Genomic DNA, 12,333 nt, shown 5'->3' on the forward strand with positions numbered 1-12,333 from the left:
CTTTTTTGACGGGGATACTGACGTGAATTTTGCGAGCGATAACTGGGCCGGGGCGACGCCGCAGGTGATGGCGGCACTGGTGCGGGCCAATGACGGGGCGGCGCCGGCCTATGGCAGTGATGCGCTGACCAAGCGGGTGACGGGGCTGTTCGCCGAGGTATTCGAGACGCCGGTCGAGATCTGGTTCACGGCGACCGGTACGGCGTCGAACTCGCTAGGGCTGGCGGCTTTGAGCCGGCCGGGCGGCGTGGTGTTTTGCGCTAAGGATGCGCATATCCAGAGCGACGAGAGCGGGGCGACCGAGTTCCAGTCGGGCGGGATGAAGCTGATCGACGTGACAAGCCCGCTGGGCAAGGTCGATGCCGGCACGCTGGCTGCGGCGCTGGCGCGGCACCCAGATGGCGGGCGGAGTGTGCCGGTGGCGCTGAGCCTCACCAACGCGACGGAATGGGGCACGGTCTACTCGGTCGCTGAGGTGACGGAGCTGTCGCGGGTGGCCAGGGGCCGAGGGCTCGCCGTGCATATGGATGGCGCGCGGTTCGGCAACGCGGTCGCGGCCCTGGGCGTGACGCCGGCGGAGATCACCTGGAAGGCGGGCGTGGATTTCCTGTCGTTCGGCGGCACCAAGAATGGCTGCTGGGCGGCTGAGGCGATCGTCTGCTTCAAGCCGGGGCTGTTCGCCGACATGGAGCAGCGCCGGCAGCGGGCCGGGCATACGTTCAGCAAGGCGCGGTTCGTCGCGGCACAGTTCGAGGCTTATCTCAGCGACGGCAACTGGCTGCGCTGGGCGGGTACTGCGAATGCGCGGGCCGAGCAGTTGCGCGCCGGGTTGCGCGGGAACGGGGCGGCGCGGCTGGCCTGGGAGAACGCGGCAAATGAGGTGTTCGCTGTGCTGCCCAAGGCGGCGATTGCGCGGGTACGCGATGCTGGTGGCTCGCTCTACGAATGGCCGGCGGAGGGCACGGGGGTGTCGCTCGGTGCGGGTGAAGAGGTCGTGCGGCTGGTGACGAGTTGGACGACGGGTGAGGCGGAAGTGGCTCGGTTCCTCGAACTGGTGCGGTAAAGCACGGGCTAAGTCTCTCAGGCGTCATCCGCGGGCTTGACCCGGGGACCTATGGGATATGGCTGGGTCCCCGGGTCAAGCCCAGGGATGACGGTGATGAAACGCCAAGCTGGTGCTGGCGGTAAGTTGGATCCCAGCTTTCGCTGAGATGACAGCTGGTGGGGGTGGCTACAATGTGCCTCCCAGTACCTGTCGAAACTGCATGCTCCAATACGACAATCTCACGCCGGAAACGCTCCGGTGGCGATTTCGCTTGCGTTGCGATTTTAGTGTGCTACATAACTAGCACACTACCAAGGCATGCGAATGAACCAGTTCAACGACAGCCAGCCGATCTTCGTGCAGATCAGCGAAAGGATTGCGGACATGATCCTCAGCCAGACGGCCAAGGAAGGCGAGGCGCTGCCATCGGTGCGGCAGATCGCGGGCGAATTGTCGGTGAATCCTCTGACGGTGACGCGGGCGTTCCAGTCGCTCGTCGATATCGGCGCGGTGGAATCGCGCCGGGGCATGGGCATGTATGTGGCCGATGGCGGGCGCGAAAAGCTGCTTGCTCATGAGCGGCAGAAATTTCTCAGCGAGGAGTGGCCACGCGTCGTCGCACGCATCGGCGCCCTCGGACTCGATCTCGAACAGTTGCTGAAACAAGGCGGTAAAGATGAATGATCTGGCTCAAACCACGCCTGCTCCGATCGTCTCGGCGCGCGGCCTCCGCAAGCATTTCGGCCGCACCGAAATCCTCCACGGGCTCGATTTCGACATCCCGCCGGGGCGGATCTACGGCCTCGTCGGACACAACGGTGCCGGCAAGACCACCACGCTGAATGCGCTGCTCGGCCTCACCTCGTATGAGGGGACGGTGCGGGTGCTGGGCGAGGATCCGTTTGAGAAGCGCGCCAAGCTGATGGAGAACGTCGCCTTCATCTCGGACGTCGCGAGCCTGCCGCGCTTCCTCAGGGTGCGAGAGCTGTTCGCGCTCCTCAGCAACATTCATCCGAGCTTCGATCCGCACAAAGCCCGCGGCTTCCTCGAAGGTACGGACGTGAAGATGGAAGCCAAGATCAAGAACCTTTCGAAGGGCATGATCGCGCAGCTTCACCTCGCCGTGGTGATGGCGATCAACGCCAAGCTCCTGGTGCTCGACGAGCCGACACTCGGGCTCGACATCACCTATCGCAAGCGCTTTTACCGGCGGCTCCTCGAGGACTACATGACCGAGGAGCGCACGCTCCTCATCACCACCCACCAGGTGGACGAGATCGAGTTCATGCTCAGCGACATCATGTTCATCCGCGAGGGCGAACTGATCCTCCACATGCAGATGGAGACGGTCTCGACCAAGTTCAGCCAGGTGCTCGTGAAACCAGACCAGGTCGCCGCCGCCGAGGCGCTCGGCCCGATCTATTCGGAGACCCGGTTCGGACAGACGGCCATGGTGTTCGACGGAGTAGACCGCGAGGCGCTGTCCGCTTTCGGCGAGGTCTCGACGCCCACCCTCAGCGACCTGTTCGTCGCCCTCATGCAGCGCGGTGCCAAATGAAGTCGATGGTTGCCCTCGTCCGGCGCGAATTCCTCGAGCACCGCGGCGCGTTCTTTTATGCGCCGGGGATTATCCTCGCGCTCATGACGATCTTCATGCTGTCGGGGGTCACCTTCGGCCGCTATGAGGCCATCCAGAAGGTCGGCGCAATAACCGGCGCCAAGGGCTTCGAGTTCGGCTTCCTCGCGCTCAGCGGGCTGTGGATGTTGTATCTGCTGGTGGCGCTGTTCTTCTACTTCGCCGATGCCTTCAGCGCCGACAACCGCAACAATTCCATGCTGTTCTGGAAGTCGATGCCGCAATCGGACTTCAAGATGCTGGCCTCGAAGATGACCGCGGGGATGACGCTGTTTCCCGCGCTCATCTTTGCCGCGGCCATGCTGAGCGGGCTCGTGGTGTTCATCGGCACGCTCATCATGGTGCTGACCGTGCCCGGTTTCGAGTTGCCGAGCCCGATGACCTATCTCGGCACGGCGGCGAATGTCGCGACCTTCGACCTCGGCTACCTCGTCCTGGCGCTGCTCTGGTACGCTCCGTTCTTCGCCTGGGTCGGGCTGCTCTCGACGCTGTTCCGGCGCTGGTCGATCCCCCTCGCGTTCCTGATCCCGGGACTCGTCGGCCTCGCCGAGAATCTGGTGTTGCGCGACACCGGCCCGGAGGCTGGGTACTTCCTCAGCTACCTGCGCCGGCGGGCCGACTTCTCGATCGACCGGGACTTGCTGACCGATGCGTTGTTCCGGCCCGGGCCGTTCGACGCGGCCGGCACGCTCAGCCGCTTCGCCGCGACGGTCGACTTTACGCAGCTGGGGGGCGGGCTGATCGTCGCGGCGCTGCTGGTTTATGCCGCGAGCGAGTATCGGCGGCGGAACGTGGCGACGTAATGGAGCCGAGACAGACGGCCCCCTCCCATCCTCCCCCATAAAGGGGGAGGTGCTCTCTCGGTGTCCGTGGCACAATCGAAGATCACAGCCCCGACTCTTCACCTCCCTCTTTATGGGGGGGAGGCCGGGAGGGGGCCGTCTGCCTCAGCATACGCTTCGGTATGCAATCTACGACAAGAACCGCCCCATTCTTGCACATCAGTATCGACTGCATGACAACGCCCGGCGATGGTGACCGGCACGGCTCCGTCCTATATTCGTCCCCAGCAAGATAATTCCGCCGCAGGGGGCGTATCATGATTACCGTTGAATCCCAGGCCGCCGTCAGGTCGGCTCCCGTCCTTCCGCTCACGACCAGGCTCGGTGCCGTCCGGATCGGCGTTACCGATCGCACCAGCGCGCTGGCGGTGTGGCGCGATGTCGTCGGGCTCGAGCTCATTTCCGAGGATGCCGAGGCGCTGCATCTGGGTGCCGGCGGCAAGGAGCTGATCACGCTGGAACTCGGCGCGACCAAGCCCTTCCCAGAGCGCTCGCTCGGACTTTATCACGTCGCCATCCACGTCCCGACCCGCAAGGCGCTCGCCGAGATGGTGGTGCGCGCGCTGATGCGGCGCGTCCGCATTTCGCCGACCGATCATCTGGTGTCGGAAGCGATCTACCTATGGGACTACGACAATAACGGCATCGAGATTACCTTCGAGACGCCGTGGCGCGGGGTCATCGGCGACGGCGAGGACGGGTTCTATGTCAGGACCGTCGATGGCTCGCCGCATTCGGGCCGCGAGGCCATCGATGTCGACGACCTCCTGGGCGAGCTCGACGATATCAAGACCGTGCCGCCGGCCATGCCCGAGGGGACGCGCATCGGGCACATCCACCTGCATGTGAACGATCTCGAACTGGCGATGCGCTTCTATCGCGACGGCATCGGCTTCGGCGGGCTGTTCATCATGCGGCGCTTCGGCATGGGCGATCTGGGGCTCGACTATCCGCCGCACACCATCGCCTTCAACATCTGGTCCGGCCCCAATGCTGCGCAGGCGCTCAAGGGCTCGGCCGGGCTGCGCTGGTTCCACATCGTGGTGCCGGATGCCGCGGCGCTGCAGGCGGTCCGCGACCGGCTGACCGCTATCGGCGCCGGCTATGCGGACACCAACGAGGGCATCGAGACCCGCGATCCCGCCGGCAACCTGGCTAAGGTCGTCGTCGGCTGACGTCGCTAGTTCCAGGTCGTGACCTGGTGCGGGACCAGCATGGCGCCGGGCAGCATAGTCGCATCCGCCCGTCGTGCTGCGATCATGCAGGCACTGGCACAGACGCCCTTGACCACGAAGGTCCGGCCAAGCGCCAGGTTGCGATCGACGTGGCTGGTCCAGAGATTGACCAGGCCACCCGGGCCCGACAGTACGCAAACGCGACTGTGGCAGGGCGGCGGCGCATAGGCCTTGGCATTGGAGAGGACATCGACCAGTGAGGCGCTGGTCGCCAGTGAGGCGGCGCCCCACAGGATGACCAGCCACAAAACGCCGGATGCAAGGAAGGCACCAAGCAGCTTCCAGCCGAGCGGAAGCCTCGCGAGAACATGCAGCAGCATAGCTCCACCCTTCCGGGGTTTTCCCCGTGTTCTGATAAGAGTGGCCGACTGAAATGTTAGCGCGTTTGCGCTGCGTCGCAGATAGGGACCAAAGCCCCTAGCGGACCTAGAGATGTGGGCTCCAAAACCCGGTTCAGCCGAACGGAAATCGACTTGAATGCTAACGACAGCTCCATGCTGACATGTTAGTCGTTGGGCCTGTTCAGCCGGCACGCCGGCCATTCTATTTCCGGATACTCAGCAATGACCGTCGCAGCTGCGGCACCGGCGAATTCCGTCGCCAGCAAGACCACGTTCTGGGTGATACTCGCGGTTTCCGCCGGACACCTGATCAACGACATCATGCAGTCGCTGATCTCGGCGATCTATCCGATCCTCAAGGAAAACTACGGGCTCGACTATGTGCAGATCGGGCTCCTGACCTTCACGTTCCAATGCGTCGCCTCGCTGCTGCAGCCGGCGATCGGCATGTATACGGACAAGCGGCCGCTGCCCTATTCGCTGCCGGTCGGCATGGCGTCCAGCCTCGTGGGCCTATTGGTCCTCGGCTTTGCCAACAGCTACTGGCTGCTGGTGCTCGGTTCGGCCTTTGTCGGCCTCGGCTCAGCCATCTTCCATCCGGAATCGAGCCGCGTGGCGCGGCTTGCTTCGGGCGGGCGGCATGGCCTGGCGCAATCGCTGTTCCAGGTGGGCGGCAATGCCGGCTCGGCCATCGGGCCGCTGCTCGCGGCTTTCATCGTGCTGCCGCGCGGACAGTGGAGCGTCAGCCTCTTTGCCATCGGCTCGCTCGTCGGCATAGTGATCCTGAGCCGCGTCGGACGCTGGTATGCCGAGCATCGGCGGGCCAATGCGGGCCGGGCACCGGCGAGCACAGCGCTGATCTTCGACAAGCGCACGACGATGATCGCGCTGGGTGTGCTGACCATCCTGACGCTGACCAAGAACGCTTACATGGCCAGCCTCTCGAGCTATTACACGTTCTTCCTGATCGACAAATTCCAAGTCGGCGTGCAGGACGCGCAGCTCCTGCTGTTCGTCTATCTCGGCGCCTCGGCGCTCGGCGTGTTCCTGGGCGGGCCGATCGGCGACCGGTTCGGCGCCAAGTTCGTGATCTGGTTCTCGATCCTCGGCGTGCTGCCGTTCACGCTGGCCCTGCCCTATGCCGACCTCACCTGGACGGTGATCCTGACTGTCATCATCGGGCTGATCTTCTCGTCGGCCTTCTCGGCGATCGTGGTGTTCGCGCAGGAGCTGATGCCGGGCCGGGTCGGGATGATCGCAGGGATATTCTTCGGCTTCGCCTTCGGCGCCGGCGGTATTGCCGCGGCAGCGCTCGGGGCGCTCGCCGACGTCACCAGCATCGAATACGTGTTCTGGCTCTGCTCGTTCCTGCCCCTGGCCGGACTGCTGACGGTGTTTTTGCCGGATATGGGGAAGGTGCGGTAGGGGGCGACTCGTCGCGCGGTGCGCTTGGCTCCACCCCCTCCGACCTGCGCTAGTTCGCTGCGCTCACAAGCTTCGGTTGCCTCCCCCATCAAGGGGGAGGTGGGGGCGGCGCGTTGGCAGGATCATGCCCCATACTCCGGCCGGCACCTCCCCCTTGATGGGGGAGGTCGGGAGGGGGTGAGGCGGAACGAGCCGGTTCCTGCCAACCTCCCGCATCACAGCGGCAGCAGCGCCACCGGCTTTTGCAGCTTGAACACCTGGCCGTTGGCTTTCAGCGTGCCATCCGCTGCCACGTCGAAGGTGACGAGGTCCTCGCTGTTCTGGTTGGCGACGATGAGGTGGCTGCCGAGCAGGATGAAGAAGCGGGGCCAATCACCGCCGCAGGAGACGATCTGCTTGAGGCTGATGCTGCCGTCGGCGGCGATGCCGAACACTGCGATCGAGTTGTGGCCGCGGTTCGAGACATAGACCGCGTCACCCTTCGGGCTGATCTCGATGTGGGCGCCGAAGGACTTGTCGTTGAACTCCGGCGGGAGCGCCGAGAGCGCGTTGATCGGCGTGAGCGTGCCGTCGGGGTGGCGGGCGAGCGCGGTGAGGACGTTGGCGTACTCGGTCCAGAGATAGGCGAACTTGCCGTTGGGGTGGAAGGCGAGGTGGCGCGGGCCGGCGCCCTTCGGTGCCGAGAAGGCGATGACCGGCTCGGTGCCGAGGCTACCGCCGGCATACGGGTAGAAGCGCACTTCGTCGTGGCCGAGATCGACGGTGTAGAGGCGATCGGCCTCGGGCGACCACCGGGTCCAATGGGCGTGGCCGGCATCGTGCGCGTGCGCGCTGCGCAGCACGGTCGGCTCGGCTTTCAGTGCGCCGGTAGTGGCATCGAGGTTGAAGACGGGGACCGAGTCGTCGCCGTAGTTGGCGGTGGCGAGCTTGGTGCCCTTGGGGCTCAACCGAATGTAGCAGGGGTACTTGGCGCCGGTGGGCTGGTAGCCGAGCGGGGTGGCAGTGCCGAGATCGGCGGAGAGGGTGAAGGCGCCGACCTTTTCGGCCATCTCGTCGGTGACGTAGACGGTGCTGGTCGAAGGGGCGAAGGCGATCCAGGAGACATCGGGCGTGCCGGGATACTCGCGAACCAGCTCGAAAGCGCCGGTTGAGGTGTCGAAGCTCAACAGCTTGAGGCCGGCGCCGCCGGGACCGGTATAGGAGCCGGAGAGCAGATTGAGCTTGGGCATGCGGGAGTCCTCCTCAGGTAGGGAGGAAGGTTTAGGGGAGTCATCAGGTTAGGGGAAGTGGGCGGAAGGTGGCATGGCCGAGAGACGGTCCCCTCCCATCCTCCCCCTTTAAGGGGGAGGTGAAGAGTCGAGCTTCTGTCTTCGATTGTGCCCTAAGCAGGGAACGGCACCTCCCCCTTTATGGGGGAGGATGGGAGGGGGCCGTCTCTATCAGTCAGTCAGCGCGCCCTGTCCCACCCCTCGCGCATGAGCTTGAAGCCCTTCTCGTAGACCTCGGCCTCGCTGCCGAACAAGGGCCGCCAGATCTTGGTGGCGGCGGCGAGGTCCGGCAGGGCCGACCCGAAAGCTTCGATGGTCATCCAGCCGTCGTAGCCGGCGCGTTTCAGGGCATCGAACACCGACTGGAAATCGATGTGGCCGGCGCCGGGGACGCCGCGATTGTTCTCGGAGATGTGGACGTGGTTGATCTCACGGATCGTCGCCGGGATCACGTCGGTGATCGAGTTCTCTTCGATGTTGAAGTGGAAGGTGTCGTAGAGATAGCCGTAGTTCGGCTCGTCGACGGCCCTTACCAGTTCGGCGGCCTGCCCGGCCGAGTTGAGGAAGTAGCACTCGAAGCGGTTGAGCGGTTCGACCGAGAGGGCGACGCCCTGCCTCGCCGCATATTGTGCGGCCTGCTTGTGGACGTCGCGGACGCGCGCCTTCTCGTCGGCGGTGGGGCCACGGCCGGTGAACTCGCCGAGCGGCTGGTGGAATGGGCCGGCGGCGAGCGTGCCGCCGAGCGCGGCGGTGCAATCGGTCAGCCAGTGGAGATGGGTCAGGGCGGCGGCGCGTTCCGCCAAGTCGGGCGAGACGGCGGATTTGCCGCCGCCCGGCATGACGCCGATGCCGGTGGCGCCGAGGCCGATCTGGCGCAGGCGGCGGCCGAGGCGCTCGTAGTGATCGGGCGTGCCCTCGAACATCGGTACCTCGACGCCATCATAACCGGTGGCCTTGAGGCGCTCGATGATGGGCCAATGCTCGTCGGTAACGTGGGTGGTCCAGAGCAGGAGATCGAAGCCGAGTTTCAAGTGTTCACCCACTGCCCGCTTTGACCGGACGCGATGATCGCGTCGCAGAGCTTGTTGGTCTCGAGCGCATCCCGGAACGTCGGGGCGGCCGGCTTGCCCGTCTTCAGCCCCTCGAGGAAATCGGCGGCGGTGTGGGTGAAGCTGTGTTCGAAGCCGATGATGAGGCCGGGGACCCACCACTTGCCGAGATAGGGGTGGTCGCCGTCGGTGACGAGGATGTTGGTCCAGCCGCGCAGCTGGCCTTCGACGGAGTGATCGAAATACTGCACGCGGTTCATGTCGTGCAGGTCCCAGGCGAGCGAGCCCTTTTCGCCGTTGATCTCGAGCGTGTAGGCCGCCTTGTGGCCGCGGGCGTAGCGGGTGCTCTCGAAAGTGCCGAGCGAGCCGTTGGCGAAGCGGGCCAGCACTGCCGCAGCGTCGTCGATGCCCACCGCCTGCTTCTTGCCGGTTTCGGCGTGGGTGCGCTCCTTGACGAAGGTTTCGGTCATCGCGGTGAGCGAGGAGATGCCGCCGTTGATCCAGATGGCGCTGTCGAGGCAGTGCGAGATGAGGTCGCCGGTGACGCCGGAACCGGCGGCTTCGACGTCGAGGCGCCAAGTGCCCTGCCCGCCCTGCGGCACGTCGGGCGAGATGGTCCAATCCTGCAGGAATTTCGAACGGTAGTGGAAGATGCGGCCGAGCTTGCCGTCGGCGACGAGGTTGTGGATCAGCGTGACCGCCGGGATGCGGCGGTAATTGTACCAGACGAGGTTGGGGACGCCGGCCTTCTCGACCGCCTCGACCATCGGCAGGCCTTCGGCGGCGGTGCGGGCGAGCGGCTTTTCGGTCAGCACCATCTTGCCGGCCGCAGCCGCGGCGATCGCGATCTCGGCGTGAAGGTCGTTGGGCACACAGATATCGATGGCGTCGATATCCTTGCGCTCGATCAGCGCGCGCCAGTCATGCTCGACGCTCTCATAGCCCCACTGCTCGGCGAAGCGGCGCACCTTGCTGTCGTTGCGGGCCGCGACGGCCTTGAGGACGGGGCGATAGCCGGTGTCGAAGAAGTGGGAAACGGAGGCCCAGGCATGGGAATGGCAGCGGGCCATGAAGCCGTAGCCGATCATGCCGATGTTGAGGAGCTTGGTCATTTACTTGGTCCTTGGGAACGGCAGTCGCACAACCCAGGATGTCATCCCAGCGAAAGCTGGGACCCATCCATCGGTCAGCGCCTGCGGTGAGTTGGGTCCCCGCTTTCGCTGGGATGACACCGGGGGAAGGTTAGAGAGGTGGCCACCACGCGCCTACTCCCACCAGCCGTGCGCTTCGCGGACTTTGAGCATGGCGGCGAGGACCTTGTTCCAGGTCTCCTGCTTTTCCATCACGGCATTGGGGAACATGCAGCCGTCCCAGCAGATGTGGCGCATCATGCGGGTGAGGGTGCCGTTGTTGTTCCTGAGCCAGTAGCCGGCGTGCTTGGTGACATCGAGCCGGCCGTTCGGATCGTCGATCTGGCAGTGGCGGCCGGTCTTTTCGTGATCGCCCGAGCCGAAGGTGGTGCCGTCGTTCTGGGCGACGTGGAAATCGAGCGTCCAGGGGCGGAGCGCGTCGGCGACCTTGTGGTAGGCGGCATCGAGCGCGGCTTTGTCGCTCCACTCGAAATCCCTGGGCAGGATGCGGTCCTTCTCGGCATTGGCGCCGAGGACGAACAGCATCGAATGCGCCATGTCAGCCTGGTAGCCGACGACGCCCGGCATGCCGACCATTTCGAGCAGCTTTACGTTCTCGCGCCAGGAGTGCATGCCGCCCCAGCAGATCTCGCCTTCGGCGACGATGTACTCGCCGTGATCCCGGGCGATCTTGCCGGCTTCGCGGAAGGTGTTGGCGATCTTCTTGGTGTTGCCCTCGGGGTCCTTGTCCCATTCCTCGACGCCGACAGAGCTATCGATGCGCACGCCACCGGTGGGACGGATGCCGATCTCGCGCATCTGCTTGCCGATCTGGCAGGCCTTTCTCACCTGGGAAAGGAAGCGTTTGACGTCATCGGCGTCGCCCATGGCCGAGCCGCCGCCGGCGCCGGCCCAGATGGGGGCAACGAAGCTGCCGACCTTGAGGCCGTAACTGGCGATGTCATCGGCCTTGCGGCGCACGGCATCGAAATCGGAGTCGATTGAGATATGCGGATCGGCGAGCCAGAGATCGACGCCGTCAAACCTCTGGCCATCGACCTCAGCATTGGCAGTGAGCTTGAGGAGGGTATCGAGACCGATGATCGGTTCGGCCCCGGGTGCGCCTTTGCCGACGACGCCGGGCCAGGTTGCGTTGTGCAGTTTGGGGTAGTTGTTCGCCATGGCCCCCTCCTCCCCGAGGGATTATTGCTTGATCAAATGCGGCGCTTTTGGTCGCCCCCTCCACCGGCTTCGCCGGTCCCCTCCCCCGTATGCGGGGGAGGGTATCACGCCGCCTTGTGCCTCAAGTTCAGGCCGGTCTGGGCGTCGAAGAGCATCACCTTGTCGGGGTTCCAGCCGAAGCGGACGGCTTCTTCGACCTTGACTTCGACACGGGCCGGAACGGCGGCGCGGAGCAGGTCGTCGCCGACGCGCAGGGTGACGATCTTCTCGATGCCGTGGTTCTCGATGTCGTGGATCTTGGCTTCGACCGGGGCGCCGGAGGCGACTTCGATGTCCTCGGGGCGGATGCCGAAGGTCATGGCACCCTCGCCCGCAGGATTACCGGCGAGCGGCAGGTTGGCCGCCTTGTCGGCAAAGATCGCGGCGTTGCCGACAACGTGACCGTGCACCAGGTTGATGGCGGGGGACCCCACAAAGCTCGCAACGAAGGTGTTGCGGGGATTGGAGTAGACCTCCTGCGGGCGGCCGACCTGGACGATCTTGCCGTTATGCATCACCGCGATGCGGTCGCCCATGGTCATGGCTTCGACCTGGTCATGGGTAACGAAGATGAAGGTGGCGCCCAGCCGCATCTGCAGATCCTTGAGTTCGGACCGGAGGGCCTCGCGGAGCTTGGCGTCGAGCGCCGACAGCGGCTCATCCATCAGGAAGACTTGCGGTTCGCGCACGATGGCCCGACCGATGGAAACGCGTTGCATTTCGCCGCCCGAGAGGCGGTCGGTCTTGCGGTCGAGCAGATGGGTGATGCGGAGGGTAGTCGACGCGTAATCGATGCGCTTGTCGATCTCGGCTTCGCTGAACTTGCGGATGCGGGAGCGTAGCGGGAAGGCGAGATTCTCGCGCACGGTGAGGCGCGGATAGAGCGAGTATTGCTGCAGCACCAGCGCGACGTCGCGCTCGGCCGGCCCCCACGCGTTGACGTTGGCCTCATTGATCCAGATGCTGCCGACCGTCGGCTTTTCCAGCCCGGCGATCATGCGCAATGTGGTGGTCTTCCCCGCGCCGGTAGGGCCGAGCAGCACGAAGAACTCGCCGTTGGCGATGTCGAGATCGAGGTCCTCAACGGCGGTGTGACTGCCGAAATTCTTGGAGATGTTCTCGAGACGGATGCGCGCCATGA

General features: G+C 64.9%; 12 protein-coding genes. 6 read left to right on the top strand and 6 right to left on the bottom strand.

All coding sequences use genetic code 11. From position 1 onward, the window contains the following. Positions 1-22: 22 nt before the first annotated feature. The 5 genes from ACOYW5_RS10120 (at position 23) to ACOYW5_RS10140 (ending at position 4,698) form a co-directional block, all read left to right on the top strand. Positions 23-1,063, top strand: coding sequence for a threonine aldolase family protein (locus tag ACOYW5_RS10120; RefSeq protein WP_423069127.1), 1,041 nt, complete (start codon positions 23-25; stop codon positions 1,061-1,063). Between the two features lie 306 nt (positions 1,064-1,369). After that, entirely contained in the window at positions 1,370-1,729 is a 360-nt protein-coding gene (locus tag ACOYW5_RS10125; RefSeq protein ID WP_423069128.1) for a GntR family transcriptional regulator, read from the top strand. After that, entirely contained in the window at positions 1,722-2,603 is an 882-nt protein-coding gene (locus ACOYW5_RS10130) for an ABC transporter ATP-binding protein (RefSeq protein ID WP_423069129.1), read from the top strand. The genes ACOYW5_RS10125 and ACOYW5_RS10130 overlap by 8 nt, the downstream gene beginning before the upstream one ends. Next, on the top strand, positions 2,600-3,484 hold the full coding sequence (locus tag ACOYW5_RS10135; RefSeq protein ID WP_423069130.1) for a hypothetical protein: 885 nt from the start codon (positions 2,600-2,602) through the stop codon (positions 3,482-3,484). The genes ACOYW5_RS10130 and ACOYW5_RS10135 overlap by 4 nt, the downstream gene beginning before the upstream one ends. A gap of 296 nt (positions 3,485-3,780) precedes the next feature. Further along, positions 3,781-4,698, top strand: a complete 918-nt coding sequence (locus ACOYW5_RS10140; protein WP_423069131.1) for a catechol 1,2-dioxygenase — start codon at positions 3,781-3,783, stop codon at positions 4,696-4,698. 5 nt (positions 4,699-4,703) lie between these two features. On the opposite strand, the gene ACOYW5_RS10145 is transcribed toward ACOYW5_RS10140, so the two are convergent. Continuing rightward, positions 4,704-5,078 carry a hypothetical protein gene (locus tag ACOYW5_RS10145; RefSeq protein WP_423069132.1) on the bottom strand — a complete coding sequence of 125 codons (375 nt, stop codon included), beginning with the start codon at positions 5,076-5,078 and terminating at the stop codon, positions 4,704-4,706. A gap of 243 nt (positions 5,079-5,321) precedes the next feature. Here ACOYW5_RS10145 and ACOYW5_RS10150 point away from each other — a divergent pair, with 243 nt between their 5' ends. After that, a complete protein-coding gene (locus ACOYW5_RS10150; protein ID WP_423069133.1) occupies positions 5,322-6,524 on the top strand; it encodes an MFS transporter in 1,203 nt (400 codons plus the stop codon). 215 nt (positions 6,525-6,739) lie between these two features. Here the strand turns inward: ACOYW5_RS10150 and ACOYW5_RS10155 are convergent, their stop codons facing one another. The 5 genes from ACOYW5_RS10155 to ACOYW5_RS10175 form a co-directional block, all read right to left on the bottom strand. Then, on the bottom strand, positions 6,740-7,753 hold the full coding sequence (locus ACOYW5_RS10155; RefSeq protein ID WP_423069134.1) for a lactonase family protein: 1,014 nt from the start codon (positions 7,751-7,753) through the stop codon (positions 6,740-6,742). Between the two features lie 218 nt (positions 7,754-7,971). Next, positions 7,972-8,835, bottom strand: coding sequence for a sugar phosphate isomerase/epimerase family protein (locus tag ACOYW5_RS10160; protein WP_423069135.1), 864 nt, complete (start codon positions 8,833-8,835; stop codon positions 7,972-7,974). Further along, positions 8,820-9,953 carry a Gfo/Idh/MocA family protein gene (locus ACOYW5_RS10165; protein WP_423069136.1) on the bottom strand — a complete coding sequence of 378 codons (1,134 nt, stop codon included), beginning with the start codon at positions 9,951-9,953 and terminating at the stop codon, positions 8,820-8,822. Before ACOYW5_RS10165 ends, ACOYW5_RS10160 begins: the two co-directional genes overlap by 16 nt. Positions 9,954-10,106: 153 nt before the next feature. Further along, the gene (locus tag ACOYW5_RS10170; RefSeq protein WP_423069137.1) at positions 10,107-11,153 is read right to left on the bottom strand and encodes a TIM barrel protein; all 1,047 of its coding nucleotides are present in this window, start codon (positions 11,151-11,153) and stop codon (positions 10,107-10,109) included. Positions 11,154-11,257: 104 nt separating this feature from the next. Further along, on the bottom strand, positions 11,258-12,331 hold the full coding sequence (locus ACOYW5_RS10175; protein ID WP_423069138.1) for an ABC transporter ATP-binding protein: 1,074 nt from the start codon (positions 12,329-12,331) through the stop codon (positions 11,258-11,260). Between the last annotated feature and the right edge of the window lie 2 nt (positions 12,332-12,333).

Origin of the sequence: Devosia sp. CN2-171 (assembly GCF_049354815.1) — a bacterium.
In the GTDB taxonomy this organism is placed as follows: domain Bacteria; phylum Pseudomonadota; class Alphaproteobacteria; order Rhizobiales; family Devosiaceae; genus Devosia_A.